General features: G+C 75.0%; 28 protein-coding genes. 9 read left to right on the plus strand and 19 right to left on the minus strand.

Annotated features, from left to right (window positions below; genetic code table 11):
• Positions 1-40 precede the first annotated feature (40 nt).
• Positions 41-1,027 (minus strand): GNAT family N-acetyltransferase, encoded by a 987-nt coding sequence (locus ABEA04_RS12645; RefSeq protein ID WP_345458867.1) that lies wholly within the window; start codon positions 1,025-1,027, stop codon positions 41-43.
• A gap of 73 nt (positions 1,028-1,100) precedes the next feature.
• On the opposite strand from ABEA04_RS12645, the gene ABEA04_RS12650 reads away from it, so the two are divergent.
• On the plus strand, positions 1,101-1,448 hold the full coding sequence (locus tag ABEA04_RS12650; protein WP_345458869.1) for a hypothetical protein: 348 nt from the start codon (positions 1,101-1,103) through the stop codon (positions 1,446-1,448).
• A 6-nt stretch (positions 1,449-1,454) separates the two neighbouring features.
• Here ABEA04_RS12650 and ABEA04_RS12655 read toward each other — a convergent pair whose 3' ends face one another.
• Positions 1,455-2,126, minus strand: a complete 672-nt coding sequence (locus tag ABEA04_RS12655; protein ID WP_345458871.1) for a hypothetical protein — start codon at positions 2,124-2,126, stop codon at positions 1,455-1,457.
• Entirely contained in the window at positions 2,123-3,007 is an 885-nt protein-coding gene (locus ABEA04_RS12660) for a nucleotidyltransferase family protein (RefSeq protein WP_345458873.1), read from the minus strand. The genes ABEA04_RS12655 and ABEA04_RS12660 overlap by 4 nt, the downstream gene beginning before the upstream one ends.
• 9 nt (positions 3,008-3,016) lie before the next feature.
• On the opposite strand from ABEA04_RS12660, the gene ABEA04_RS12665 reads away from it, so the two are divergent.
• Positions 3,017-4,288 carry a class I adenylate-forming enzyme family protein gene (locus tag ABEA04_RS12665; RefSeq protein WP_345458875.1) on the plus strand — a complete coding sequence of 424 codons (1,272 nt, stop codon included), beginning with the start codon at positions 3,017-3,019 and terminating at the stop codon, positions 4,286-4,288.
• A 188-nt stretch (positions 4,289-4,476) separates the two neighbouring features.
• Here the strand turns inward: ABEA04_RS12665 and ABEA04_RS12670 are convergent, their stop codons facing one another.
• From ABEA04_RS12670 to ABEA04_RS12680, 3 genes are read right to left on the minus strand one after another with little or no spacing between them, the layout of a single operon-like run.
• A complete protein-coding gene (locus ABEA04_RS12670; protein WP_345458877.1) occupies positions 4,477-4,869 on the minus strand; it encodes a DUF3037 domain-containing protein in 393 nt (130 codons plus the stop codon).
• Positions 4,866-5,648, minus strand: a complete 783-nt coding sequence (locus tag ABEA04_RS12675) for a HipA family kinase (protein WP_345458878.1) — start codon at positions 5,646-5,648, stop codon at positions 4,866-4,868. Before ABEA04_RS12675 ends, ABEA04_RS12670 begins: the two co-directional genes overlap by 4 nt.
• Positions 5,645-6,481 (minus strand): PPK2 family polyphosphate kinase, encoded by an 837-nt coding sequence (locus ABEA04_RS12680; protein WP_345458879.1) that lies wholly within the window; start codon positions 6,479-6,481, stop codon positions 5,645-5,647. Before ABEA04_RS12680 ends, ABEA04_RS12675 begins: the two co-directional genes overlap by 4 nt.
• Positions 6,482-6,547: 66 nt before the next feature.
• On the opposite strand from ABEA04_RS12680, the gene ABEA04_RS12685 reads away from it, so the two are divergent.
• On the plus strand, positions 6,548-7,333 hold the full coding sequence (locus ABEA04_RS12685) for a spermidine synthase (RefSeq protein ID WP_345458881.1): 786 nt from the start codon (positions 6,548-6,550) through the stop codon (positions 7,331-7,333).
• A gap of 40 nt (positions 7,334-7,373) precedes the next feature.
• Here the strand turns inward: ABEA04_RS12685 and ABEA04_RS12690 are convergent, their stop codons facing one another.
• The 8 genes from ABEA04_RS12690 to ABEA04_RS12725 form a co-directional block, all read right to left on the minus strand.
• Positions 7,374-8,030 (minus strand): regulatory protein RecX, encoded by a 657-nt coding sequence (locus tag ABEA04_RS12690; RefSeq protein WP_345458883.1) that lies wholly within the window; start codon positions 8,028-8,030, stop codon positions 7,374-7,376.
• Entirely contained in the window at positions 8,020-9,075 is a 1,056-nt protein-coding gene (recA, locus tag ABEA04_RS12695) for a recombinase RecA (protein ID WP_345458885.1), read from the minus strand. The genes ABEA04_RS12690 and recA overlap by 11 nt, the downstream gene beginning before the upstream one ends.
• A 270-nt stretch (positions 9,076-9,345) precedes the next feature.
• Positions 9,346-10,497, minus strand: coding sequence for a sensor histidine kinase (locus tag ABEA04_RS12700; RefSeq protein ID WP_345458887.1), 1,152 nt, complete (start codon positions 10,495-10,497; stop codon positions 9,346-9,348).
• Positions 10,490-11,263, minus strand: coding sequence for a response regulator transcription factor (locus tag ABEA04_RS12705; RefSeq protein ID WP_345458889.1), 774 nt, complete (start codon positions 11,261-11,263; stop codon positions 10,490-10,492). Before ABEA04_RS12705 ends, ABEA04_RS12700 begins: the two co-directional genes overlap by 8 nt.
• A gap of 5 nt (positions 11,264-11,268) precedes the next feature.
• Positions 11,269-11,721, minus strand: coding sequence for a methyltransferase domain-containing protein (locus ABEA04_RS12710; RefSeq protein WP_345458890.1), 453 nt, complete (start codon positions 11,719-11,721; stop codon positions 11,269-11,271).
• Positions 11,722-11,792: 71 nt separating this feature from the next.
• Positions 11,793-12,593, minus strand: a complete 801-nt coding sequence (locus ABEA04_RS12715) for an S-methyl-5'-thioadenosine phosphorylase (RefSeq protein ID WP_345458892.1) — start codon at positions 12,591-12,593, stop codon at positions 11,793-11,795.
• Positions 12,590-12,781 carry a DUF3046 domain-containing protein gene (locus ABEA04_RS12720; protein ID WP_345458894.1) on the minus strand — a complete coding sequence of 64 codons (192 nt, stop codon included), beginning with the start codon at positions 12,779-12,781 and terminating at the stop codon, positions 12,590-12,592. The genes ABEA04_RS12715 and ABEA04_RS12720 overlap by 4 nt, the downstream gene beginning before the upstream one ends.
• Entirely contained in the window at positions 12,778-13,920 is a 1,143-nt protein-coding gene (locus ABEA04_RS12725) for a DinB family protein (RefSeq protein ID WP_345458896.1), read from the minus strand. The genes ABEA04_RS12720 and ABEA04_RS12725 overlap by 4 nt, the downstream gene beginning before the upstream one ends.
• Positions 13,921-13,990: 70 nt before the next feature.
• On the opposite strand from ABEA04_RS12725, the gene ABEA04_RS12730 reads away from it, so the two are divergent.
• From ABEA04_RS12730 to ABEA04_RS12745, 4 genes are read left to right on the plus strand one after another with little or no spacing between them, the layout of a single operon-like run.
• Positions 13,991-14,506, plus strand: a complete 516-nt coding sequence (locus ABEA04_RS12730; protein ID WP_345458898.1) for a GNAT family N-acetyltransferase — start codon at positions 13,991-13,993, stop codon at positions 14,504-14,506.
• A 46-nt stretch (positions 14,507-14,552) separates the two neighbouring features.
• Complete coding sequence (locus tag ABEA04_RS12735) at positions 14,553-16,082, plus strand: ATP-dependent DNA ligase (RefSeq protein ID WP_345458900.1); 1,530 nt, start codon at positions 14,553-14,555, stop codon at positions 16,080-16,082.
• Positions 16,079-16,474: a hypothetical protein gene (locus tag ABEA04_RS12740; protein WP_345458901.1), complete on the plus strand. Its 396-nt coding sequence runs from the start codon at positions 16,079-16,081 to the stop codon at positions 16,472-16,474. The genes ABEA04_RS12735 and ABEA04_RS12740 overlap by 4 nt, the downstream gene beginning before the upstream one ends.
• The gene (locus tag ABEA04_RS12745) at positions 16,471-17,151 is read left to right on the plus strand and encodes a TetR/AcrR family transcriptional regulator (RefSeq protein ID WP_345458903.1); all 681 of its coding nucleotides are present in this window, start codon (positions 16,471-16,473) and stop codon (positions 17,149-17,151) included. The genes ABEA04_RS12740 and ABEA04_RS12745 overlap by 4 nt, the downstream gene beginning before the upstream one ends.
• Positions 17,152-17,729: 578 nt before the next feature.
• Here ABEA04_RS12745 and ABEA04_RS12750 read toward each other — a convergent pair.
• A complete protein-coding gene (locus ABEA04_RS12750; protein ID WP_345458905.1) occupies positions 17,730-19,019 on the minus strand; it encodes an acetyl-CoA C-acetyltransferase in 1,290 nt (429 codons plus the stop codon).
• A gap of 151 nt (positions 19,020-19,170) precedes the next feature.
• Here ABEA04_RS12750 and ABEA04_RS12755 point away from each other — a divergent pair, with 151 nt between their 5' ends.
• Together ABEA04_RS12755 and ABEA04_RS12760 are read left to right on the plus strand one after the other, a co-directional pair.
• Positions 19,171-20,511, plus strand: coding sequence for a 3-oxoacyl-ACP reductase (locus ABEA04_RS12755; RefSeq protein ID WP_345458907.1), 1,341 nt, complete (start codon positions 19,171-19,173; stop codon positions 20,509-20,511).
• A gap of 1 nt (position 20,512) precedes the next feature.
• Entirely contained in the window at positions 20,513-21,376 is an 864-nt protein-coding gene (locus tag ABEA04_RS12760; protein WP_345458909.1) for a MaoC family dehydratase, read from the plus strand.
• Positions 21,377-21,393: 17 nt separating this feature from the next.
• Here ABEA04_RS12760 and ABEA04_RS12765 read toward each other — a convergent pair whose 3' ends face one another.
• From ABEA04_RS12765 to ABEA04_RS12780, 4 genes are read right to left on the minus strand one after another with little or no spacing between them, the layout of a single operon-like run.
• Positions 21,394-21,753 (minus strand): VOC family protein, encoded by a 360-nt coding sequence (locus ABEA04_RS12765; RefSeq protein ID WP_345458910.1) that lies wholly within the window; start codon positions 21,751-21,753, stop codon positions 21,394-21,396.
• A gap of 55 nt (positions 21,754-21,808) precedes the next feature.
• Positions 21,809-22,690, minus strand: a complete 882-nt coding sequence (locus ABEA04_RS12770) for an acyl-CoA thioesterase (RefSeq protein WP_345458912.1) — start codon at positions 22,688-22,690, stop codon at positions 21,809-21,811.
• Entirely contained in the window at positions 22,687-23,637 is a 951-nt protein-coding gene (locus ABEA04_RS12775) for a proteasome assembly chaperone family protein (protein WP_345458913.1), read from the minus strand. Before ABEA04_RS12775 ends, ABEA04_RS12770 begins: the two co-directional genes overlap by 4 nt.
• Positions 23,638-23,661: 24 nt before the next feature.
• Positions 23,662-25,131, minus strand: coding sequence for a hypothetical protein (locus ABEA04_RS12780; protein WP_345458915.1), 1,470 nt, complete (start codon positions 25,129-25,131; stop codon positions 23,662-23,664).
• Positions 25,132-25,153 lie beyond the last annotated feature (22 nt).

Below are 25,153 nucleotides of genomic sequence, written 5' to 3' on the forward strand. Positions count from 1 at the left end.
GACGGGCGTCAAACCGGACCGGCCCGACCGCGCCCGGAGGTCAGAGCGTGCGCTGCACCTGCAGCTCGCGGCCCATCACCCGGTAGCCGAGCCGCTCGTTCACGCCGATCATCGGGGCGTTGCTCTCGGCGTTCCAGGTGTCGATCTCGGCGAGCTGCGGCTGCTCCTCGCGCAGCCACCGCAGGATGCCGCTCTTGAGCAGCGCGCCGAGCCGGTGGCCACGGTGGGCGCCGAGCACCGAGGTGTCGTGCTGGCCGGCGTGAGCGGGGTTCTCGCCGTCGACCACCACGACCGTCTGGCCCGCCAGCTCGCCGCTCGCGCGGTGCCGGGCCAGCAGCCGGTACAGCTCGCCGCCGCGGGCGACCTGGGCGCGCTCGTAGGCCGCGACCCGCTCGGCGTCGAAGACCTCGTCCTCGAAGTCGAGGTCGTCGGTCGGGGCGTCGTTGATGGCGGCGGTGAGAAGCGCGAGCGCCTCCAGCTCGGACTCCGGCGTGGGTCCGTGCCGGCGCACCAGCTCGTAGTCCGACGACGCGGCGGCCGACTCCTCGAAGATCGCGTCGAGCGTCGCCGGGTCGACGTCGGCGAGCACCTGGCGGCGGTTGATGTTGACGGCCCGCTGCTCGTAGCCGTGCCGGGTGGCGAAGGCGAGCAGGCCGGCGTCGTCCCAGCACGAGGCGCCGACGGTCGTCCGGCCCATGCCGGCCGCCTCGGCCTCCAGCCGCTCGAGCAGCCGCGAGCCCAGCCCGCGGCGCCGGTGAGCCGGGTCGACCTCGAGGCTGAGCCAGGCCAGGTGCAGGTTGTCGCGGTCGCTGTAGTTCAGCGCGCCGATGGCGACCACCTCCCCCTCGTGCTCGCCGACGAAGCCGAGGCTGGGCTCGCCGTCCCAGCCCTGGCTGAACCGCACGCGCGCGCCGCGCTCGGTGTCGGGCGGCGTCCAGGGGCTGTCGACGTCGCGGCAGCGGTTGCTGACCGTCACCCATGCGCGCAGCGCGGCGTCGTCGTCGGGGCCGAACGGTCGGATCTCCACGATCGGACAGGATGGCGCAGCCCACACGTCCCGCGCGAGGGGTTTGCGGGCCCCCGGCTCCTAGACTGGAGCCATGGCGCAGGCTCCCCCACGGCGCGATCGACACCTCATCGACCCGTCCCGGCCGCGCCCCCGCCCCACGCAGGCCGACATCGCCCGGCTCGAGCGGGTGCAGCGCTGGGTGCTCTCGGTGCTCGCCGCCACCACGATCGTCCACCTGTCGGTCGGGCTGGTGATCGGCGCGATGTTCATCGACGAGGACGAGGTCGTCGCGCGGGTGGGTCTCTGCGTGCTGGGCGGCGCGTTCGGCGTCATCGCGCTCGCCGCGGCGTTCGCCATCCACCGCCGCCGTCTCACCGACCCGTGGCTGCTGCTGGGACTACTGCCCGGCGTCGTCGGGCTGGTGCTCGTCCTGCGCTGAGCCCGCTCAGTCGTCGTCGGTGGCCAGGCCGGACGGCGTCCACCCGTGCGGCGGCTGCCACGAGCCGGTCACGGCCAGGTGGTCGAGGATCTCGCGCTCGGGCTCGAACCACGCCTCGAGCCGGGCCCGCAGGTCGGCGTCCAGCTCGGGGGGACGGCGTGCACTGGCCTGGTTGCGGCGGGTCACCTCGACCGGCGCGCCGACCTGCTCGGAGAACCACGCCGTCCAGACGTCGGGACGGTCGAGGGCGAAGATGCGGTCGATGCGCCAGCCCTGCTCGGGGTCGCCGGCCACGAACTGCGCCGGGCGGCCGGAGATGCCGGTGCGCTCCTTGTCGGTGAGGAACAGCTCGGCGAAGTCGTCGAAGGCGATGTCGCCGGTGAAGCGCTCGGAGCGGTTCTCGCGGGTGTGGTCGCGCTGGCGGTAGCGCCACCACGACTCCAGCCACGCCACCGGCTCGCGGAACAGGCAGACCAGCTCGTAGGCGTCGCGACCGAAGCCGAGCCGCTCGACCTTGCGCACGGTCGTCTGGTGGAACGCCCGCACGTTCTGGTGCTTCGGCGGCTGGCGGCGCGCGGGCGGCGTCTCGTGGTAGCGCTCCAGCGCCGCGTCGAGCGAGGTGGAGGCGACCTTCGGCAGCGACAGCAGCACGAAGCCGTGCGACGGCGCGATGATCACGGCCCCACCGTAGGGCGCGGGGTGCCCGGCACCGAGGCGGGGTGGACGTCGTCCGCTCCGGTGCCGCGCAGCACGTCGAGCTCGGCGCCCCAGCCGTCGACCACGGCGGCGAGCTCGGGGTCGCGGCGCAGGCGCGGCTCGAGGGCGGCGAAGGTCTCGCGGACGGCACCGGCGTCGCCGTCGAGGGTGCGCTCGACCAGGTCGAGCAGGTCGAGTGGTCGGTCGCCGGGCGAGGCGGGCAGCGGGTGCTCGGCCAGCTCCCAGGCGAGGTACTTGTTGTAGGGGCGGACCCGCCCGGACAGCGTGAAGACCACGTCGAGCAGCCACGGCACCGACTCGGCGGCGTCGAGCCTGCACTCCCGGCGGCGACCGTCGCGGCACGACTTCAGCGCGCGGTAGGCGAAGTTAAGCCAGCCGTCGAGCCGGTCGTGCTGCAGCAGGACGGCGCGGGCCTCGGCGGCGTCGACGCTCGCCTGCCGCCGGACGGCGTCGGTGAGCCGGCCGTCGGTGCGGTCGAGGAGCACCGGCGCCCACGCGAACGCCCACCGGCCCCACCAGTCCTCGGTGCCGAACGGCCACGGCCGCTCGAGCTCGGACAGGGGCACGGGGATCTCGTCCAGCTCGGGCGAGCGGGAGGTCGAGCGGTGGCGGGCGGCGTCGTCGCTCAGCACGACGAAGACGTCGAGGTCGGAGCGCGCGGTCGCCATCTGCCGTCCCGCCGAACCGGTGAGCACCAGGCCGAGCAGGCCGTCGCCGTGCTGCGCGAGGTTGTCGGCCAGGAGCGACCGCAGCGTCTCGACCTGGGCCGGGGCGAGGTGGTCGGGGAGGTCGAGCGACGGGGCCACCGGCCCACCGTAGAGCCGGCTCGCCCCGCGCGGCATGATCGAACGGTGCTGCACGAGGGGGACCGCGTCGCGCTCCTGGTGGCGCCGTCGCAGGCCTACCTGGACGCCGTGTGGTCGCTGCTGGCCCGGGGCGTCGTCCCGATCCCGCTCGACCCGCGCCTGACCACGACCGAGCGCGAGCGCATCCTCACCCCGCTCGACCCGACGGTCGTGGTGACCACCGACGACGGGCTCGCCGCGGTGACCACGCCCGACCGGGGACTGCCGCGCGCCCGTCCGATGCACTGCACGAGCGGCACCACCGGCGTGCCGAAGGGCGTGTGGAGCGGTGTGCTGGACGACGCCGACGCGGCCGCGCTGGTGGCCGAGGAGCGCGACCTGTGGGGCTTCGGGCCCGACGACGTCAACCTCGTGCTCAGCCCGCTGTACCACTCCGCCCCGCTGCGGTTCGCGCTCGGCACTGCGCTCGCCGGCGGCCGCGTGGTGCTGCCGGGGCGCTTCGACCCGGCGCTGGTGACGGCCGCGATCGAGACCGAGCGGCCCACCTCGATGTTCTGCGTACCGACGCACCTGCAGCGGCTCTTCGCGCACTGGGACGACGTCGGCGTGCCCGACCTCGGTTGCTTCCGGCTGGTCGCCCACGCCGGCGCGCCGTGCCCCGAGCCGGTCAAGCGGCGGCTAGTCGAGCTGTTCCCCGACGGGGCGACGTGGGAGTTCTACGGCTCGACGGAGGGCCAGTTCACCGCGTGCCGCAGCGAGGAGTGGCTCGGGCGCCCGGGCACCGTCGGGCGGGCGCGACCCGGTCGGGTCATCACCACCGCCGCCGACGGCACGGTGTGGTGCGCGGTGCCGCCGCACGCCCGGTTCGTCTACTACGGCGACCCGGAGCGGACGGCGTCCGCCTGGCGCGAGACGCCCGACGGCCCGGCCTTCACCGTCGGCGACCTCGGCCGCCTCGACGACGACGGCTACCTCTACCTCGACGGCCGGCGCGAGGACCTGGTGATCAGCGGCGGTGTCAACGTCTACCCGGTCGAGGTCGAGCAGGTGCTCGGCACGCACCCCGGCGTCGTCGACGTCGCCGTCTTCGGCGTGGACGACGCCACCTGGGGCCAGCGGGTCTGTGCCGCCGTCGTCGGGACGGCGTCCGCCGCCGAGCTCGACGCCTTCGCCCGCGAGCACCTCGCCCCGCCCAAGCGCCCCAAGACCTGGACCCACCTCGACGAGCTGCCCCGCACGCTCACGGGCAAGGTGCGGCGCGACGTGCTCGCCGGGCGGGTCGGGGGCCCTTCGACGAGCTCAGGGTCCGTGGACTGACGACCGCCGTGTCGGCCGGCGGTCTCGAGGCTCGGCCGTGGCCGGCCTCGCACCTCGACCATCGTGACGACCGCGTCCGACGACGGCTGAGGTCAGGGTTCGTGCACCTGGACTTTCGTGACGACCGCGTTTGACGCTGGTCGAGGTGCGAGGAGCCCTGGCGACGAGCCTCGAGACCGCGCAGGGGGTCAGCCGCCGACGAGGTGGTGGAGCAGGTGCTCGAGCTGGCGGGCGGGGTCGGCGGTGGTGCCGCCGTGCACGGGGCCGGGCTGCAGGACGGTGCTGCGGGGGGCCTTGAGCAGCCCGAACCGCTGGCTCACCGGGGCGCGGCCCGCGCTGCCGGCGCGCTCGTCGCCGCTGCAGACGGCGTCCACGTAGGCCAGCGCCTCGCGCAGCCGCGCCGGGTCGAGGCGGGCGTCGAGGACGGCGAGGCGGTCGGCGTCCAGGTGCCAGGCGGCGCGCAGGAAGTCGGTGGCGTGGCAGTAGAGCACGACGCCGACGTTCACGAACTCCTCGCGGTCGACGCGGGGCACGCACCGCAGCACGACGTACTGGTAGGCCTGCCGCACGCCTGCGCTCACGGCAGCCACTGCCGGGTCGCGAGACGGGCGGTGAGGAAGGCGAGGTAGGCCTGACGGAGGGCCTCGGGGGTCTCGGCGCCCGGGACCGGGTCGAGCCAGGCGTCGGGCACCAGCGACACGACCTCGGCCAGCAGGTCGGTGGTGACGACCTCGGTCAGCCGCCGGTCGACCTGCGCGAGGTCGCCGGCCCGCTCGACGAGCAGGTGGTCGGACGGGTCCCACGGCTGCCCCGCGAAGCGGACGGCACCGCGCTCGACGTCGAGCCCGCCGGTCCAGGCGTGGTGGAAGTACAGGCAGGCGCCGTGGTCGATGACCCACAGGTCGTCGCCCCACAGCAGCAGGTTGGGGTTGCGCCACGACCGGTCGACGTTGGCGCAGAACGCGTCGAGCCACACGACGGTGCCGGCCAGCTCGGCCGTCACCGCCGTCTGCCCGTCGTAGCCGAACGAGCCGGGCAGGAAGTCGCTGCCGAGGTTGTCGCCGACGCTGGCGCGCAGCAGGTCCTGCACCTCCTCGTCGGCCTCGTAGCGGGCGATCTCGGGGTCGAGGTCGAGCACCACCTGACGGGGCGTGAGCAGGCCGAGACGGCGGGCCAGCTCGCCCACCAGCACCTCGGCCACCAGCACCCGGGGACCCTGGCCGGCGCCGCGGAACTTGCACACGTAGGTGCCGAGGTCGTCGCCCTCGACGACGCCGGGCAGGCTGCCGCCCTCGCGCAGCGGCGTGACGTAGCGCGTCACCGCCACCCGCTCGAGCGTGGGGACGCCCGCGCCGCTCACGCCGGCGGCTCGGCGTCGAGCAGCCGCCGCCGCTCGACCTCGGGGTCGAAGTCGGGCGCGGGCCACTGCGGGTCGAGGTCGCGCAGGGCGTCGCGCAGCAGCAGCCCGACGGCGAGGTTGCGGTACCACTTCTTGTCCGACGGGACGACGTGCCACGGCGCCAGCTCGGTGTTCGTGCGCTCGATCGCGAGCTCGTAGGCCTCGCGGTAGGCGCCCCAGTAGCCGCGCTCGTCGACGTCGCCGGGGTTGTACTTCCAGTACTTCGTGGGGTCGTCGAGCCGCGCCAGCAGCCGCTCGCGCTGCTCGTCGGCGCTGACGTGCAGCATGCACTTGACCACCGTGGTGCCGCTCTCGACGAGACGCTGCTCGAAGTCGTTGATGGCCTCGTAGCGGCGCTCGATCTCGTCGTCGGGCGCGAGGTGGCGCACGCGGGCGATCAGCACGTCCTCGTAGTGGGAGCGGTCGAAGACCCCGAGGTAGCCGGGCCCGGGCAGCGCCCGCTCGATGCGCCACAGGAAGTCGTGGCTGCGCTCCTCCTCGCTGGGCGCCTTGAACGAGGTGATGCGCACGCCCTGCGGGTCGACCAGGCCGACGGTGTGGCGCAGCACGCCGCCCTTGCCCGAGGTGTCCATGCCCTGCAGCACCAGCAGCACGCTGCGCCGTCCACCGGAGCGGCCCTCGGCGAACAGCCGCTCCTGGAGGTCGGCGAGCTCGTCGCCCATCTCGGCGAGGGCCGCCTTGCCCTCGCTCTTGCCGCCGTCGAACCCGGGCGCCGCGTCGGTCTCGATCGCGGTCAGGTCGACGGGTCCGGTCGGCACTCTCAACGCATCCACCCGCCCAACCTATGACTGCGGACCGCCGTGCGCGTGCAGCCGCGGCCCACGTGGCATCGTCGGGACGTGCCCGTCGAGATCGTCGCCACCGAGCGCCCCGAGGCGTTCGTCGTGCGCCTCGACGGACGCGATCAGTCGCACGTCGACCTCGCCGACCCCACCCGCCTCGACTTCCCCTACGTGCGGCGCATCGGCGACGTGCTCGACGCGTGCGCGCCCCCCTCGGCCCCGCTGCGTGTGCTGCACGTCGGCGGCGCCGGGCTGACCGTGCCGCGCTACGTGGCCACCACCCGTCCCGGGTCGGCGCAGGTGGTGCTCGAGCCGGACGCCGAGGTCACCGAGCGGGTGCGCGCCGACCTGCCGCTGCCGCGCCGGTCGGGCATCAAGGTGCGGCCGGTGGCCGGACGACCCGGCCTCGCCGCGGTGCGGGACGGCTCGCAGGACGTCGTGGTGGTCGACGCCTTCGCCGGCGGACGCGTGCCCGGCGACCTCGTGACCACCGAGGCGGCCCTCGACCACGCCCGGGTGCTCGCTGCCGAGGGACTGCTGGTTCTCAACCTCGTGGACGTCGCCCCCTTCGCCTGGGCGCGACGCGCGCTGGCCGCCGTGCGCACCGCCCTGCCGGAGGTGCTGGTGACCGCCGAGCCGGCGACGCTGCGGGCGCGGCGCGCGGGCAACCTTCTGGTGGTCGCCTCGCGCGGCACGGTGCCGACGGCCGCGCTGACCGCCCACGTCGCGACCAGCCCGGCGCCGTACCGGGTGCTCGGCCCCGCCGCGGTGAGCGACACCCTCGGCGGCGGCACGCCGTTCACCGACGCCGACGCCGAGGACTCCCCCGCGACCCAGGTCTAGGCACGGTCGGGGCGGGGTGGGGGCGCGGTGCGGGCGCGAGCTAGACCGAGTGCGGCTCCTGCGGCGCCTCGCGGCCCGAGGTGGCCAGCTCGTCGCGGACGACGGCGTAGGCCGTGCCGGGCGGGTAGCCCTTGCGGGCGAGCATGCCGACCAGCCGGCGGGTGGCCGTGGCGTCGTCGACCCGGCTCAGGGTGCGCAGCTTGCGGCGTACCAGCTGCCGGGCCGCCTGCTCCTCCTGCTCGGGGTCGACCTCGTCGAGCACCTCGCGCACCAGCTCGTCGTCGACGCCTTTGCGCCGCAGCTCGTGGCTCAGCGCCCGCCGCGCCAGGCCCTTGGCCTGCTGGCGGCCACTGACCCACGACCGGGCGAACGCCTCGTCGTCGACCAGCCCGACCTCCTCGAAGCGGTCGAGGAGCCGGGTGGCGACGTCGTCGGGCACGCCCTTGGTGGCCAGCTTGTCGGCCAGCTCGCGGCGCGAGCGGGCCCGGCCGGTGAGCTGGTCGAGCAGGATCGTGCGCGCCACCGACTCGGGGTCGGCGTCGGGACCGTCGGCCACCGGGTCGGGCGGCGTCCCGGACGGCCCGGACGCCGGGGCCGCAGCCCCGCGCGTCCAGGCGGCGACGCCGTCGTGGACGTCGCCGCGCCAGCCACCGGCCGAGCCAGCCGAGCCAGCCGAGCCAGCCGGCTCAGAAGTCATCGACGCCGATCGGCTCGTCGGACAGGTCGTTGCGCGGGTCGTCCTCGACCGTGGGCGTCACGCCGAGCTTCTCGAGGATCTTCTTCTCGATCTCGTTGGCGAGGTCGGGGTTGTCGCGCAGGAACGTGCGCGCGTTCTCCTTGCCCTGGCCGAGCTGGTCGCCCTCGTAGGTGTACCAGGCGCCGGCCTTGCGGACGAGGCCCGCCTCGACGCCGACGTCGATCAGGCCGCCCTCGCGGCTGATGCCCTTGCCGTACATGATGTCGAACTCGGCCTGCTTGAACGGCGGGGCGACCTTGTTCTTCACGACCTTGACCCGGGTGCGGTTGCCGACCATGTCGGTGCCGTCCTTCAGGGTCTCGATGCGGCGCACGTCGAGGCGCACCGAGGAGTAGAACTTCAGCGCCCGGCCACCGGTGGTGGTCTCGGGCGAGCCGAACATGACGCCGATCTTCTCGCGCAGCTGGTTGATGAAGATGGCCGTGGTGCCCGAGCTGTTGAGGGCACCGGTCATCTTGCGCAGCGCCTGGCTCATCAGTCGCGCCTGGAGGCCGACGTGGCTGTCGCCCATCTCGCCCTCGATCTCGGCGCGCGGCACGAGCGCGGCCACCGAGTCGATGACGACGAGGTCGAGCGCGCCGGAGCGGACGAGCATGTCGGCGATCTCGAGCGCCTGCTCACCGGAGTCGGGCTGGGAGACCAGCAGCGCGTCGGTGTCGACGCCGAGCGCCTTGGCGTAGTCGGGGTCGAGGGCGTGCTCGGCGTCGATGAAGGCCACGATGCCGCCGGCGGCCTGGGCGTTGGCCACGGCGTGCAGCGCGACCGTGGTCTTGCCGCTGGACTCGGGGCCGTAGATCTCGACCACGCGGCCACGCGGCAGCCCGCCGAGGCCGAGGGCGACGTCGAGGGCGATGGCCCCGGTGGGGATGACCTCGAGGGGGGCGCGGGTCTCTTCGCCGAGCCGCATCACCGACCCCTTGCCGAACTGCTTCTCGATGTTGAGGAGCGCCGCGTCGAGCGCCTTGTCGCGGTCTGCACCAGCCATGGTTCTGCCTGCCTTCGTGTCTGTCGGGTTCACGTGCTGCGGGACGCTAGACGCGACCACCGACATCGCGCTCGGCTTGTCGCCGAGCCTGTGGATGACCGTGGTGGGGAAGCGTGCGCCGGAACAGCACCCAACCTAGGCCGAACACGTGTTCGAAGCATCCCGACACGCCGCCGGACGTCGCGGACCGGCCGCGAGGACCCCCATGACGACCCCCGTGACGACCGCGTGGCGACCCCGTGACGACCCCGTGACGACCCCGTGACGACCTCAGTCGGACGCCGGCAGCCGCACCGAGAACCGGCACCCACCGGGCACGTTGGCGACCGCCACGCGGCCGTGGTGGGCCTCGACGATGCCCTTGACGATGGCCAGGCCCAGACCGGCCCGCGCCCCGCCGGGCTCGGGCGGACGACCCGCCGCGCCCGCGGCCACCGGCTCCGGCGTCCGGGCCTGCGAGCCGGTCCACGCCACGTCGAAGACGCGCGCGAGGTCGGCGTCGTCGATGCCGCCGCAGCCGTCGGCCACGCTCAGCTCGACGGTGCCCGAGGCCGCCTGGCCGCGGATCTCGACCGCCTCGCCGGGCCGCGTGTGCCGCACCGCGTTGGCCACCAGGTTCGACAGCACCCGCGTCAGCCCGGCGGGGTCGGCGCGGACGACGAGCCCCGGCTCGACCGAGCCGCGCACCGCCACCCCGCGCGCCCGCGCGACCGGCTCGGCCGCGGCGATCGCCTCGCTGACGAGGTCGTCGAGCGGCAGCGGCTCCGGCTCGTGCGGCAGGACGCCGGCGTGGATGCGGGAGAGCTCGAAGAGGTCGTCGACCATGCGCGAGAGCCGGTCGACGTCGGTGCGGATCTGGGCGTGGTAGCGCGCCGGGTCGGCGGCCACGCCGTCCTCGAGCGCCTCGGCCATCGCGCGGAGGCCGGCGAGCGGCGTCCGCAGGTCGTGGGAGACCCACGAGACCAGCTCGCGGCGGGCGGTCTCGACGCGCAGCTCGCGGGCGCGCGACTCCTCCAGCCGCACCTGCATGTCGTGCAGCTCGGCGGCGAGGGCGCGCAGCTCGGCCGGGCCACCGGGGGGTGCCTCGAACCGCTCCCCCTGCCCGACGCGCCGCACGCCGGCGCGCAGCGACGCCGAGAACCGCGTCAGCGCCGCCGACAGCGCCAGGGCGACGACGATCGCGATGACCGCGGCCACCACGGTGACGAGCGTGACGACGTCGAGGTCGTGGTCGGAGAGCAGCATCCGCTGGGCGACGGCCAGCACGCCGCCGAGCACGCACAGCACGGCGACGACGGCGACGAGGCCCAGCTGCCAGCGCAGCGAGCGGCTGCGCAGCGCGACCCCGGCGCCGAGCCCGAGGGCGCCGACGACGACGGCGGCGATGGCAGCGACGACGACGATCTCGACGGTGTCACTCATCGGGCGGCCCGTGCGGAGGGGCAGGGTCGGCAGGGTCGGCAGGGTTGCCGGCCTCGGCGGGGCCGGCGGCTGCCGGCTCCCAGCGGTAGCCCACGCCCCACACCGTCACCAGCCGCGTCGGCGTGGCCGGCTCGGCCTCGATCTTCTCGCGCAGCCGCCGCACGTGCACCGTGACGGTCGACTGGTCGCCGTGGGTCCAGCCCCACACCTGCTCGAGCAGCTCGTCGCGGCGGTAGGCGACGCCGGGGTGGGCCATGAGGTGGCGCAGCAGGTCGAACTCGCGGCCGGTCAGCGCCAGCGGCTCGCCGCCGCGCAGCGCCTCGCGCCGCACCCCGTCGACCACCAGGTCGCCGTCGCGGACGACGTCCGGCAGCGCCCCGGCACCGGACGACGACGGCGCCCGCCGCAGCAGCGACTCGACCCGCAGCACCAGCTCGCGCGGGCTGAACGGCTTGGTGAGGTAGTCGTCGGCGCCGAGCTCGAGCCCACCGACGCGGGCCTCGACCCCGGCGAGCGCGCTGAGCATGATGATCGGCACGTTCTTGACCTCGCCCGCCGCGGCGCGCAGCCGGGTGCAGGTCTCGCGGCCGTCGATGCCCGGCATCATCACGTCGAGCACGACGAGGTCGGCGGGGCGGGTGCGCATGGCGGCGAGCGCGGCGCCGCCGTCCCTGGCCTCCTCGACCTCGTGGCCGGCGGCCCGTAGGTAGGACACGACGACCTCGCGCACCGTCGGGTCGTCGTCCACCACCAGCACACGCGCCATGGCGCTCATCCTGCCGCTCCGTCCGTCGACTCCGCGAGCACGAGACAGAACCGTGACCCGTGTCGACCGGCGTGGACGACGCGCAGCCCGGCCGCACGGGCCGGGCCGGCGAGGTCGTCGGGGTCGGTGCCCGGCCCCACCTCGACCACGCAGCGCCCCCGCGGGTCGAGCAGCCGCCGCACCCGCCGCAGCAGCGCCTCGGGGTCGTCGCCGATGGCGAGGCTGCCGTCGGTGAGCAGCGCGGTGTGCCAGCGGCCCTGGCCCGGCACGTCGGCGAAGACGTCGCGCCGCAGCGCCGAGCCGCCGCGGTCGACCGTCGAGACCACCGCGGCCGGGCTGACGTCGATGCCGAGGGCCACGTGGCCGCGGCGGGTCAGCTCCGCGACGAGGCCGCCCGGGCCGCACCCCACGTGGAGCGTCGGCCCGCAGCACAGGTCGAGGATGGCGTCGTCGTCCATAGGTGCTCCCGACGGTAGGTCGGGCCCGCGGGTCGGCGGGCCGGGACGCCCTTACGGAACGGTGACGCCGCTCAGCCCGGGATCTCGTAGGTCGGCCCGACCTCGTCGGCCCACGTCGAGCACGAGCAGCCGTCCGGGTCGGGCAGCGCCTCGATCGCCCGCGTGAGCACGCCGGCGAGCCGGTCGAGGTTGCGTCGGAAGGTCGCGAAGACCTCCTCCTGGCCGACGCCGTGACCGGTCTCGGCGCCGGCGTCCATGTCGGTGACGAGCGCGAGGGGGGCGTAGCACTGCCGCATCTCGCGGGCGAGCGCCGCCTCGGGGGCGCCGGTCATGTTGATCAGCGACCAGCCCTGGTCGGCGTAGTGGCGCGACTCGGCGCGCGTCGAGAACCGCGGCCCCTCGACGACGACCATCGTGCCGCCGGCGCGGACGTCGGGGTCGGCGCTGGCGAGCGCGGCCGAGACCCCCGGGCAGTAGGGGTCGGCGAACGGCAGGTGGCACGCGCCGGACTCGACGAAGGAGCCCACGCGGCGGTGGGTGCGGTCGACGAGCTGGTCGGGCACGACGAGGTCGCCGGGCGCGACGCCGCCGCCGAGCCCGCCCACCGCGCACGGCGCCAGCACCTGCCGCACCCCGAGCGAGCGCAGCGCCCAGGCGTTGGCGCGGTAGGGGATGCCGTGCGGCGGGTGCCGGTGGTCGGCGCCGTGGCGCGGCAGGAAGGCGACGCGTCGTCCGGCCACCTCGCCGACCGCGACCGGCGCCGACGGTTCGCCGTACGGCGTGCTCACCTCGTGGTGGGCGGGCGCGTCGAGGAAGGAGTAGAACCCGGTGCCGCCGACGACGGCGACCTCGGCCGTGACGCGCGTGGTCATCGCTCGGACGCCGGAAGCTCGAGCGCGCCCCACACCGCGGCCCACACCCGCTTCGGCGGGACGCCGGCGTCGAGCGCCTCCTGGGCGGTGCGGCCGAGCTCGGGGACGACGTACTGCGCGGCCCACGAGCGGTAGTAGCCGGGGCCGAGCGCGTGCTCGAGCCGCTGCCAGAACTCGGTGTGCCTCATCGACCTCCACCGTAGGCGACCACCGCCAGCCATCGCTCACCGCGCATGCCGTCAGTCTCGGTCACCTCGCCGACCTGCCACCCCGCGCCGGCCACGACGTCCTCGAGCGGCCCCCGCCGCCAGTAGGTGAACGAGCGCGGCGCGCCGATGGAGCCGTGGGTCGACCACCCGTCACCGTCGCCCTCCTTCACCGTCAGCCGCAGGACCCCGCCGGGCCGGGTGGCGGCGGCGAGCCGCGTCAGCACGGTCGGCAGGTCGCGCCGCGCCACGTGCAGCAGGGAGGCGTTGGCCCACACGCCGTCGTAGCCGGCCGGCGGCGGGTCGAGGTCGTCGACGAGCGGGTCGAGCACGTCGGCCTCGTGCCCGGCCGCCCTCAACAGCTCGACGAAGCCGGGCGTGACGTCGGTGCGGCGCACGACGAGCCCGCGGGCCTCGAGCTCGGCGGCGTCGCGGCCGCCCCCGCTGCCGATCTCGAGCACCCGAGCGCCGGGTGCGAGCGCGGAGGCGTAGGCGTCGAGGGCGGCCCGCACCGGCTCGGACAGCGTCGCCGAGGCCTGCCGGTAGGCCGCGGCCTGCTGGTCGTAGGCGGCGCGGGTGACGTGCTGGCGCACGTCCCAGGCGTGGTGCACCACGTCGTGCAGGTGGTAGCGGGCGAGGGTCTCGACGGTGAACCGCGAGCCGTTGTCGCGGCGGCCGCGGCGGTGGCGGGCGGCGTCCGGCACGGCGTCGTAGCGGGCGGCGGCGGCCTCGGCGCCGTCGTCCAGCTCGCCGGCGACCGTCGCGGGGTCGGCGAGGTCGTAGCGGCCGGCGCGGGCGGCGGCGTCCTGGTCCCAGTTCGCGAAGGTGGGCTCGTCCTCGGCGAGCACCAGGTCGACCCGCTCGGCGAAGACGCGGTGCACGTCGCGCACGTGGCAGGCGTACTCGGCCGGCGACCACGTGCCGGGCCGCGGACGACGGGTCGCCCCGTCGCCGTCCAGCGCGACCCGCCAGACCGCGGCGTTCGCCCGGAGCGCTGGTCCGACGTCGGCCAGGTCGACAGTGGCGGCGTCGTAGCCGCAGTCGGGGCAGGGGCGGTCGAGCACCCAGGTCCAGTCCTTGGTGTCGGGCTCGACGTCGGGCCCGGCGTCGTCTGCGGTCATGCCGCTCAGCGTGGCAGTCCGCGGCCGGGTGCGCCGTCGGGTCACTGCCAGCCCGCGTCAGGATGCCGCCATGTCAGACGTGAGGGTGCGCGCCGCCGTCGAGGCCGACCTGCCGGCGGTGAAGGCGATCTACGACGTGCAGGTGGCCGGTCGCATCGCGACCTTCGACCTCGAGCCGCCGCCGCTGTCGTACTGGTCGGCGCGGCTGGCGAGCGAGGCGCGCGGCGACCACCTGCTGGTGGCCGTCGACGGCACCCTCAGCGGCTCGGACGACGTGCTCGGCTACGCCTACTCCTCCTCCTACCGGCCGCGCCCGGCCTACGACCGCACCCGCGAGGTGTCGGTCTACCTCGCCGACGGCGCGCGGGGCCGCGGCCTCGGGCGGGCGCTGTACGACGACCTGCTCGCCCGGCTGGCCGACGACGACGTCCACACGGTGCTCGCGGTGGTGGCGCTGCCCAACCCGGCCTCGGAGGCGCTGCACCGCGCGTGCGGGTTCGAGCGGGTCGGGGTGCTGCCCGAGGTGGGGCACAAGCTCGGCCGCCGCATCGACACCGCCCTCTACGCCCGCGTGCTCGCCGGGTGATCGCCGGGTGATCGCGACTGTCGGTGGCGCGTAGTTGGATGACGGGATGCTGCTCTCCGACGTCGTGCAGACCTCCGCGGACGTCGCCGCCACCCGCTCGCGCAAGGCGAAGGTCGTCGCGCTGGCCGCGCTGCTCGAGCGGGCGCGGGGGCTCGACGAGCTCGAGGTCGTCACCTCCTACGTCGCGGGCTCGCTGCGGCAGCGGCGCACCGGGGTCGGCTGGCGCGGACTGAGCTCGTTGCCCGAGCCGGCCGCCGAGTCCACGCTCACGGTGGCCGCGGTCGACGCGGCGTTCGACGACATCGCGGCCCACGCGGGGCCTGGCTCGCAGGCGGCGCGGGCCGACGCCGTCCGCGCGCTGTTCGGGGCGGCGACGGCCGACGAGCAGCGCTGGCTGCGGGCGCTGGCCACCGGCGAGGTGCGGCAGGGCGCCTCCGACGCGCTGGTGCAGGAGGCGGTGGCGGCGGCGTCCGGCGCACCGCTCGAGCAGGTGCGGCGCGCGGCGATGCTGGCCGGGTCGACCACGGCCGTGGTGCGGGCGGCGTTCACCGGCGGCGCCGAGGCGCTCGCCGAGGTGGGGCTCGAGGTGATGCGGCCGGTGCTGCCGATGCTCGCCTCCACCGCGCCCGACGTCGAGGCCGCGCTGGTCAAGGCCGGCGGCGGGGAGGGCGTCGAGGTCGCGGTCGACACCAAGCTCGACGGCATCCGCATCCAGGTGCACCGCGACGGCGACGACGTCGTCATCGCCACCCGCACGCTGGAGGACATCACCGCCCGGCTGCCCGAGGTCGTTGAGGTGGCGCGCTCGCTGCCGGCCACCTCGTTCGTGCTCGACGGCGAGGCCATCGCGCTGGGCGACGACGGCCGGCCGCGGCCGTTCCAGGAGACCGCCTCCCGCACCGCCCAGGCGGCGGCCGACGACGGCATCGTCGTCACTCCCTACTTCTTCGACGTGCTGCACCTCGACGGCGTCGACCTGCTCGACTCCCCCGGGCGCGAGCGCGGCGCCGCGCTGCTCGGCCTGGTGCCCGAGCCCTACCGGGTGCCCACGGTCTCCACCGCCGATCCCGACGTCGCCCGCCGCTTCGTCGACGACGTGCTGGCCGCCGGGCACGAGGGCGTGGTGGTCAAGGGGCTCGACGCGCCCTACGCCGCCGGACGCCGCGGCGCCGCCTGGGTGAAGGTCAAGCCGGTGCACACCGTCGACCTGGTGGTGCTCGCCGTCGAGTGGGGCTCCGGGCGCCGCCAGGGCTGGCTGTCCAACATCCACCTCGGCGCGCGGGCCGACGACGGGTCGGGCGGACTGGTGATGCTCGGCAAGACGTTCAAGGGCATGACCGACGAGATGCTCGCCTGGCAGACCGAGCGGTTCCTGGCCCTCGAGACCGGCCGCGACGGGCACGTCGTCCACGTGCGGCCCGAGCAGGTCGTCGAGATCGCCTTCGACGGCGTCCAGCGCTCCACCCGCTACCCCGGCGGCATCGCGCTGCGGTTCGCGCGGGTCGTGCGCTACCGCGACGACAAGACGACGGCCGAGGCCGACACGCTCGCGACGGTGAAGGCGCTGGGGCGGTGAGCGTCTCGCGGTGGTCGTGGCGCTCGCGCGGCTCGGTGCTCTCGATCGCGTCGGAGGGCTCGGTGCTCTCGATCGGGTCGGTCGGGTCGTTCGCCTCGATCGGCTCGATCGGGTCGGCGCTGAGCATCGCGTCGGTGGGCTCGGTGATGAGCGCGGGCTCGGCGTGGTCGTGCCAGGCCGGCGGGTCGGTGCTGTCGTGCCAGGCCACCCGCTCGGTCGGGTCGTTCCGCGCCGACGACGCCTGGTTCGCCGCCTACGCCGACGGCGCGCTGCCCCGCTGGGCGGCGCCGGCGGTGGTGGCGGGGGTGGCGTCCGTGGCGCTGGCGACCTGGCGCGGGTTGCGTCACAGCCGTGCAACTGCGAGTTGCACTCGTCGTACGATCGGCGGGTGAGCACGGCTCCCGAGACCGACGGACGCCGCCGGGCCGCGGCTGTGCGGCGGCGGGCGCGCGAGGCCGAGATCATTGCCGCGACCCGCGCCCGCTTCGACGCCATCGGCGTCGGCGAGGCGCTGATCGACGAGATCGCCGCCGACGTCGGCATCAACCGCGCGATCGTCTACCGCATCTTCACCGGCAAGGAGGAGCTGTTCGCCCTCACGCTGGTCAGCTACCTCGACGAGCTGCGCGACGCCCTCGACGACGCCGCGGCGTCGTCGACCGTGCCGACCGAGCGGCTGGCCGCGCTGGTCGGGGCGTTCGTCGACTACGGCGTCGCCCACCCGGCCTTCGTCGACTGCGCACAGACGCTGATGCGCCGGCGCGGCGAGGACCTGCTGGCCGAGATCTCCGAGAGCGCGCTGTTCCGCCTCGGCCGGGCGATCTCGTCGTGCCTGACGATCCTGTCGCGGGTGCTCGAGGACGGCGTCACCGACGGCGCCTTCACCGTCGAGGACCCGGTGCTGCTCGCCAACACCCTCTACGCCTCCGGCCTCGGCGCCCTGCAGCTCGCGCGGGTCGGCATCCTGGTCAAGGAGGCCGCCCCCGGCCTGCCCACCCTCGGCCGGGTCTCGGCCGACCAGGTGCGCAGCCACCTCGTCGCCTCCGCCCTCGCGCTCGCCGGCGGCTGACCGTCCGGGCGGTGCACCAGCCACCGTCCGACCTACCGGTTCGGTGGCTCACGCACCGCCCACCCGGCCCAGCCCTGCCGGCGGTGCAACAGCCACCCTCTGACATCCGGAAACCGTGGCTGACGCACCGCTCCCCCAACCCAGCCCGGACGGCGGTGCCTCAGCCACCGTCCGACGTCCGAATCGGGTGGCTCACGCACCGCCCACCCGGCCCGGCCCGGACGGCGGTGCCTCAGCCACCGTCCGACGTCCGGAAACCGTGGCTCACGCACCGCCCACCCGACCCAGCCCGGACGGCGGTGCACCAGCCACCGTCCGACGTACCGATCCGGTGCCTCACGCACCGCCCACCCGGCCCAGCCCGGCCCAGACCGGCCCAGACCGGCCAGGCACGACGGGGAGGACGGTGGGCGGCGGTGGCGGGCGGCCGGGCCGGACGGTGGCCCGGGCGCCCGCGCACCGCCGCACCACAGCAGACCCGGACGGCGCGCGGGGGTGACCGGTCCGGTGACGGTGGTCCGGTCAGCCCGCCGCGCCGCGCGGGACGCGTGAGGGCGGCGCAGGCGACGTCAGGGGAGTCAGGGGCGCTCGAGGATGGCGACGACGCCCTGGCCGCCGGCGGCGCAGACGGAGATGACGCCGCGGCCGGTGCCGCCGGAGGACTCCGAGAGCAGCTTGGCCAGCACCGGCACGATGCGGCCACCGGTAGCGGCGAACGGGTGGCCGGCCGCCAGCGACGAGCCGTGCACGTTCAGCCTGGTGCGGTCGACGGCGCCGAGCGGCGCGTCGAGGCCGAGGCGCTCCTTGCAGAAGACCGGGTCCTCCCACGCCTTGAGCGTCGCGAGCACCTGGGAGGCGAAGGCCTCGTGGATCTCGTAGTAGTCGAAGTCCTGCAGCGAGAGGCCCTCGCGCTCCAGCATCCGCGCCATGGCGTACGCCGGCGCCATCAGCAGGCCCTCGCCACCGTGCACGTAGTCGACCGCCGCGGTCTCGTAGGCGGTCAGGTAGGCCAGCACCGGCAGGCCGCGCTCGGCCGCCCACTCCTCCGAGGCCAGCAGCACCGCGGAGGCGCCGTCGGTCAGCGGCGTGGAGTTGCCGGCCGTCATCGTCGCGGCCCCGCCCTTGCCGAAGACCGGCTTCAGCTTCCCGAGCTTCTCGGCGGTCGAGTCGGCGCGCAGGTTGGTGTCGCGGTCGACGCCGCGGAAGGGCGTCACGAGGTCGGCCAGCCAGCCGGCGTCGTAGGCCGCGGCCAGCTTCTGGTGCGAGGACGCCGCCAGCTCGTCCTGCTCGGCGCGGCCGACCTGCCATTCCAGCGCGGTCAGCGCGGCGTGCTCGCCCATCGAGAGCCGCGTGCGCGGCTCGGAGTTCTGCGGGATCTCGAGCCCGACGTCGCCGGGCCGGATCGCGGCGAGCGCGGCCAGGCGGGCCTTGGTGCTGCGGGCGGCGTTGACCTTCATCAGCTTGCGGCGCAGCCTGTCGCTGATGGCGACCGGCGCGTCGGAGGTGGTGTCGGTGCCGCCGGCGATGCCGACCTCGATCTGCCCGAGCGCGATCTTGTTGGCGACCTGGATCGTCGCCTGCAGGCCGGTGCCGCAGGCCTGCTGGACGTCGGTCGCGGGCGTCTCGGGCGACAGGCGCGACCCGAGCACGGACTCACGGGTCAGGTTGAAGTCGCGCGAGTGCTTGAGCACCGCGCCGGCGACGACCTCGCCGAGCCGCTCGCCCTCGAGCCCGAAGCGCGTCGCCAGCCCGTCGAGGGCGGCGGTGAGCATCTCCTGGTTCGACGCGGTGGCGTAGGCGCCGTTGGAGCGGGCGAAGGGGAGCCGGTTGCCGCCGACGACGGCGACGCGACGGGTGCGTTCGATCATGGGTCCATACTGGCCGGTAACAGCCCTGGCGCCCAACCCTCTGAGGGCCAGGTCACGAAATGTGGACGCTGTGTGACACCTGCAGTTACATGTTCTGGACCAGCGTCCGTCCACCCCGACAGCACCACGACAGCGAGGCGACCAGCACCCCATGACCGACCGCTACCGCGGCTTCACCGCCACCCCGATCGGCTCGTTCCTCGTCAAGAACCTCGGGCTCCCCCAGCCCACCAAGCTCGAGCGCTACGCCGCCGGCGCCCCGCTCGTCGACGGCACCGTGCTCGTCGGCGGCCGCGGCCGGCTGGCCGAGTCGCTGCCCGGCCTGCTCGACGGCCTCGGCATCACCGCGGTGAACATCGCCCCGGCCGAGACCCGGCTCAAGGGCCTCGTGCTCGACGCCACCGGGCTGACGTCGTCGTCCGAGCTCGGCGCGCTTCGCGACTTCTTCACCCCCCTCATGCGCTCGCTGCACAGCTGCGCACGCGTCGTCGTCCTCGGGACGCCGCCCGAGCAGGTCGCGGGCGCCGAGCGCATCGCCCAGCGCGCGCTCGAGGGCTTCACCCGCAGCCTCGGCAAGGAGATCGGCCGCGGCAGCACCGTGCAGCTGGTCTACGTCGCCGACGGCGCGGAGGCCGCGGTCGCCAGCACCCTCGGGTTCCTGCTGTCGCCGAAGTCGGCCTACGTCTCGGGCCAGGTCGTGCGCGTCGGGGCCCACGGCGGCGGCGTCGGCGACGTCGGCGAGGTCGCCGACCCGCTGCGCCCGCTCGAGGGCAAGACCGCCCTCGTCACCGGCGCGAGCCGCGGCATCGGCGAGCAGATCGCCCGCGTGCTGCACCGCGACGGCGCCACGGTCGTCGGGGTCGACGTCCCGCAGGCGGCCAGCGAGCTGCAGCAGCTCACCAGCGAGCTGGACGGCGACTGGCTGACCCTCGACATCACCAACCGCGACGCGCCGCAGCGCATCGCGCAGCACCTCGCCACCAAGCACAGCGGGGTCGACGTCGTCGTCCACAACGCCGGCATCACCCGCGACAAGAAGCTCGCCAACATGGACGACAGCCGCTGGGACTCGGTCATCGCGGTCAACCTCACCGCCCCCGAGCTGATCACCCGCGAGCTGCTCGACCAGGGGCTGGTCCACCGCCACGGCTCGATCGTCGGCGTGGCCAGCATCGCGGGCATCGCCGGCAACGTGGGCCAGACCAACTACGCGGCGTCCAAGGCCGGCGTCATCGGCCTGGTCGACTCGCTGGCCGACGAGCTGGACGACGGCATCACCATCAACGCCGTCGCGCCCGGCTTCATCATCACCCAGATGACCGCCGCCGTGCCGTTCGCGACCCGTGAGGTCGGGCAGCGTCTCAACGCCATGTCCCAGGGCGGCCTGCCGGTCGACGTCGCCGAGACCGTCGCCTGGTACGCCCACCCCGGCTCGAGCCTGGTCAACGGCAACGTGGTGCGGGTCTGCGGCCAGATGATGCTGGGGGCCTGACGTGGCGCTCGTTCCCCCGCTGCTGCGCGCCGCCCTGCCCTCGGTGCCGCTGGTCAACCAGCTGCCGGGCGTGAAGAAGGCGCCCGCCGCCGGGTTCAGCGGCCTCACCCGCACCCGGCCGCCGGTCACCGTCGAGCGCGAGCACGTCGAGGCGTTCGCCCGGGTGTGCGGCTTCCCGCGCAAGGACGACGTCCCGCTGCCCTACCCGCACCTGCTCGCCTTCGACCAGCAGATGGCGATCATGAGCGACCCGGCGTTCCCGGCGCCGGCCATCGGCACCGTGCACCTCGAGAACTCGATCACCCGGCACCGGCGCATCGCGGTCGGCGAGACGCTGTCGGTGCTGGCCCACGTGGGCGCGCCCGTGCCGCACCCGAAGGGCACCGTCTACGACTTCGTCACCGAGGTGCGGGCCGTCGACGGGCCGGACGCCGGCGAGCTGGTGTGGCAGGAGACGTCGTCCTACCTGCGTCGTGGCACGCCCGACCCGGCCGCCTCCTTCGGCACCGTGCTGCCCGAGGCCGAGCCCAGCGGCGTGGTGTGGCGGCTGCCGGCCGACCTCGGACGCCGCTACGCGGCCGTCTCGGGCGACCGCAACCCGATCCACCTCTACCCGCTCACCGCCAAGGCGCTCGGCTTCAGGCGGCAGATCGCCCACGGTATGTGGACGATGGCGCGCTGCGTCGCCGCGCTCGAGAACCGGCTGCCGGACGCCGTCCGCGTCGACGTCGCGTTCAAGAAGCCGGTCTTCCTGCCCGGGTCGGTGGCGTTCGGGTCGGCGCCGGTCGACGGCGGCTACGCGTTCTCGCTGAGCAGCCCGTCGTCGGGCACCTCGCACCTGGCGGGACGCACCACCGCCGTCTGAAGGCCCGCCCCGACCTCCTAGGTGGTCTCGCCGGGTCCGCCCCCGACGCCGATCTCGTTGCCGTCGGGATCGTGGAAGATGACCTTGGTGACCCCGTTGCCGTAGGTCTCGCGCGAGGTCTCGTGGACGTCGCGGTCGGCGGCCGCCGCGACGAAGGCGTCGAGCTCGTCGGGGCCGCCGACGAACAGGGTCACGACCGCGTGACCGGCGCGCGATGGGTCGAGGTCGACGGCGAGCGAGCCGTGCTCGACCACGGTCCAGACGTGCTCGGTGTCGTGGGCGACGAAGGTGGCCGGCGCGCCGAGCAACCGCTCGTACCAGGCCACGGCCCGGTCGAAGTCGCGCACGGCGACGCCGGCGAAGAGGTCGATGGTCACCTCGGTCGGACCCGGGCGGCGGCTGCGACTCATCGGTGCCGGGGCCCGACCTCGCTCAGCGGCTCCTCGGCCGGATGAGCCCCTCCTGGGCCGCGGTGGCGACCAGCGCGCCGTCGGAGGTGAAGACCCGGCCGATCGAGAGGCCGCGGGCGCCGGACGCCGAGGGCGACCACTGGTCGTAGAGCCACCAGTCGTCGACGCGGAAGGGCCGGTGGAACCACAGCGTGTGGTCGAGGCTGGCCATCTGCACCTGCGGCGGCGTCACCTCGTGCGCGGCGAGCGAGGCGCCGAGCAGCGAGACGTCGCTGGCGTAGGTGAACGCGGCCAGGTGGGTCAGCGGGTCGTCGGGCATCGCGCCGCGCACCCGGATCCACATCCGGGTCTGCGACGGGTGGGCGGGGTCGACCTCGATGCCGTGGCCCGAGCTGCCCAGCCACCGCACCTCGAGCGCGGCCCACTCCCGACCCAGCGCGTCGGCCTCGGCGTTGCCGCCCTGGCGCATCAGGTCGAGCAGGTCGATGCCGGCGTCCGGGGGCGGCGTGGCGGGCATCGAGTCCTGGTGGTCGAAGCCCTCCTCGGTGCGCTGGAAGCTGAGGGTCTGGTAGTAGATCGGCCGGCCGTGCTGGCGGGCCATGACGCGGCGGGTGGCGAACGAGCGGCCGTCGCGGATGCGCTCGACGTCGTAGATGATCGGCACCTGGTAGTCGCCGGGCAGCAGGAAGTAGGAGTGCAGCGAGTGCACGTGGAAGGCGACGCCGTCGCGGCCCGGCACGGTGCGCGCTCCCGCGATGAGCGCCTGCGCCGCGACCTGGCCGCCGTAGACCCGCTGACGGGTCGAGGCCGGCTGGCGGCCGCGGAACAGGTCGACGTCGAGGTACTCGAGGTCGAGCAGCGAGACCAGCTCGGCCGCCGCCTCGTCGGCGGGGACGTCGCTCACTGGTCGTCGTCCGGGCGCTCGCGGCCCTCGGCGCCGTCAGGGCCGTCGAGGCCGGCCAGGAACTGCTCGAACTGACGGCCGAGGTCCTCCCCGGTGGGCAGCGGCTGGTCCTCGGCGAGGAGGCTGGAGCCCTCGGCCTCGGCCTGCGCGAAGGAGTCGTACTGCCGCTCGAGGGCCGCGACGACGTCGCCGACCTCCTCGTTGGCGGCCAGGTAGCGGCCGATCTCGGTCTCGCGCTCCTCGGCGGCCGCGCGGAGCGCGGTGAGGTCGACGGTGAGCCGGCCGGCCCGCTCGACGGCCTCGAGCAGCGCCACCGAGGCACGCGGGTAGTCGAGCTGGGCCAGGTAGTGCGGGATGTGGGCCACGAAGCCCTGCGCGTCGAGACCCCACTCGCCCAGCCGCACCTCGAGCAGCCCCTGCGCGCTGCTCGGCACCCGCAGCTCGCCCTGCCACGGGCTCTCCTCGCGGATCAGCTCGGGGTTGTTGGCGTGCTGGGTCAGCGCGATGGGGCGGGTGTGCGGCACCGCCATCGGCACCGAGCCGACGCTTACCACGAGCGCGACGTCGAGCCGCTCGACGACCTGGCGCACCGCGCGGGCGAAGGCCTCCCAGCGGTTGTCGGGCTCGGGGCCGTGCAGCAGCAGGTAGGGCGTGCCGCCGGCGTCGCGCAGCAGGCGGACGACGAGCCGGGGCGCGTCGTAGGACTCGTAGTGGTCGCGCACGAACGAGATCGCCGGACGCCGGGCGCGGTAGTCGTGGAACTGGTCGACGTCGAAGGTGGCCACGACCGACCCGCCGCCGGAGAGGTCGGCGAGGTGCTGCGCGGCGAGGGCGCCGGCGCGGCCGGCGTCGAGGAACCCGTCGAGGGCCACGACCATCGTCAGCGGCGTGTCGCCGTCGAGGCCGACGACCTCGTCGACGATGTGCACCAGTCGCTCGCTGCTCACCTACCAAGGGTAGGGGGCCGGTCGTCAGCCGCCGGGGGTGGGTGACGGCGCGTCCGCGCCGCGGCTGGGGCCGCCGTCGGACGGCGTGCCCGACGGGCTGGGCGACCCGCTCGGGCCCTCGGACGGCGCCGGCTCGCGGTCGTAGGTCTCGAGCAGCAGCGCGGCGCCGCGGCGGGCCAGCTCGTCGGTGCTCAGGCCGAGCACCTGCTCGACCACACGGTCCTCCTCGGCACGACCGCCGCCACCACCGCCGTCGTCACCCCGCCCGCCCGACAGGCTCGCGAAGGCGTCGAGGAAGGCCCACGGGACGTCGTCGCCGTAGGTGAGCGCCAGCCACTCGCACACCCACCACGCCAGCGCGTAGTGCATCTGCGCCTGGCCGTCGTTGAAGGAGGCCTCGTCGGGCATCTCGCGCACGCCGTCGCGCACCTCGCGGACGACGCTGTCGGGCACCCGGCGCCGCTCGACCGGCAGCGCCTGCACCGAGACCCACTCGGCCAGGCCCTCGACCAGCCAGACGGGCGCGACGTCGTCGTTGCCGCCGATGGCCAGGTGCGCCAGCTCGTGGCGCACCAGCCGCCCGAGGACGTCGGGACTGCGGCGCGGCCCGCTCATCAGGGCCGGGCTGAGCACGAACCGGGTGGCGGCCGCGGTGGCGTCGCCCGGGCCGGCGGGCACGGTGAACGCGACGCCGTCGAGGGCGTCGGGGTCGCCGCCGGGCAGGTTCTCGAAGCCGTCGAGGAACCGCGGGTCGCTCAGGGCGTAGAAGACCGCGCTGCGCGACCAGTCGTAGGGCACGCGGGCCGCGACGTCGCTGAGACCGGACGTGACGGCGTCCATCAGCTCGGGGGCGCGGGCGAGCGTGCCCCGGTCGAAGACGCCGAGCACGCTGCCCTGACGCCGCACCACGACCGGCTCGAGGTCCCACGGCTGGCGCGCGGTGGCGTTCGAGCGCTCCCACCGGGGGTCGGTGGTGGAGGCGAGCCGCCAGCCGCGCCCGGCGGGCACCAGGCGGTAGCGGTCGAGGGTGGTGACCGGCAGGTCGTCGAAGCCGTCGAGCTGCATCGTGACCTCGACGACGGCCCAGTAGCCGCGGTCGGCGCGCACCAGGCTCTCGGGGAGCAGCTCGTAGTCGAAGGTGGCGAGCGGCAGCTGCACGAGGTTGTCGAAGTAGCCGCCCTCGCGCTCGCGCAGGCCGGGGTCGGCGGTGAGCACGTCGAGGAACGCGCCACGGTCGCCGGTGACGACGGCGTCCGCGCGGCGGCGCAGCACCCCCGTCAGCACGGTGGCGAGGTCGGCGGTGACGGTCGGGACGTCGGGCGGTCTCGGACCCGGGTGTCGCTTGCCGGGCGTCGGCTCGGACGAGGGCGTGGCCGGCGGCGGCAGGCTGGGCTCGGCGTACGGCGTCGCGTCGGCGCCCTGCGACCCGTCGGTCGGGGCCTCGTCGGCGCCGGAGCAGGCCGCGGGGACCAGCAGCGCGAGGGCGAGCGCCACTGCGGCGCCGGCACGGCGCCCG

This window comes from Nocardioides marinquilinus (assembly GCF_039543705.1).
Taxonomy (GTDB): Bacteria; Actinomycetota; Actinomycetes; order Propionibacteriales; family Nocardioidaceae; genus Nocardioides; species Nocardioides marinquilinus.

What these genes read in the sequence shown, in the direction of transcription:
- recA (WP_345458885.1), bottom strand. Translation starts at nt 9,075, where the DNA reads ATGGCTGGTGCAGACCGCGACAAGGCGCTCGACGCGGCGCTCCTCAAC.
- ABEA04_RS12735 (WP_345458900.1), top strand. Translation starts at nt 14,553, where the DNA reads ATGCTGCTCTCCGACGTCGTGCAGACCTCCGCGGACGTCGCCGCCACC.
- ABEA04_RS12750 (WP_345458905.1), bottom strand. Translation starts at nt 19,019, where the DNA reads ATGATCGAACGCACCCGTCGCGTCGCCGTCGTCGGCGGCAACCGGCTC.
- ABEA04_RS12690 (WP_345458883.1), bottom strand. Translation starts at nt 8,030, where the DNA reads ATGACTTCTGAGCCGGCTGGCTCGGCTGGCTCGGCTGGCTCGGCCGGT.
- ABEA04_RS12715 (WP_345458892.1), bottom strand. Translation starts at nt 12,593, where the DNA reads ATGACCACGCGCGTCACGGCCGAGGTCGCCGTCGTCGGCGGCACCGGG.
- ABEA04_RS12705 (WP_345458889.1), bottom strand. Translation starts at nt 11,263, where the DNA reads ATGGCGCGTGTGCTGGTGGTGGACGACGACCCGACGGTGCGCGAGGTC.
- ABEA04_RS12725 (WP_345458896.1), bottom strand. Translation starts at nt 13,920, where the DNA reads ATGACCGCAGACGACGCCGGGCCCGACGTCGAGCCCGACACCAAGGAC.
- ABEA04_RS12720 (WP_345458894.1), bottom strand. Translation starts at nt 12,781, where the DNA reads ATGAGGCACACCGAGTTCTGGCAGCGGCTCGAGCACGCGCTCGGCCCC.
- ABEA04_RS12700 (WP_345458887.1), bottom strand. Translation starts at nt 10,497, where the DNA reads ATGAGTGACACCGTCGAGATCGTCGTCGTCGCTGCCATCGCCGCCGTC.
- ABEA04_RS12730 (WP_345458898.1), top strand. Translation starts at nt 13,991, where the DNA reads ATGTCAGACGTGAGGGTGCGCGCCGCCGTCGAGGCCGACCTGCCGGCG.
- ABEA04_RS12660 (WP_345458873.1), bottom strand. Translation starts at nt 3,007, where the DNA reads ATGCCGCGCGGGGCGAGCCGGCTCTACGGTGGGCCGGTGGCCCCGTCG.
- ABEA04_RS12710 (WP_345458890.1), bottom strand. Translation starts at nt 11,721, where the DNA reads ATGGACGACGACGCCATCCTCGACCTGTGCTGCGGGCCGACGCTCCAC.
- ABEA04_RS12755 (WP_345458907.1), top strand. Translation starts at nt 19,171, where the DNA reads ATGACCGACCGCTACCGCGGCTTCACCGCCACCCCGATCGGCTCGTTC.
- ABEA04_RS12650 (WP_345458869.1), top strand. Translation starts at nt 1,101, where the DNA reads ATGGCGCAGGCTCCCCCACGGCGCGATCGACACCTCATCGACCCGTCC.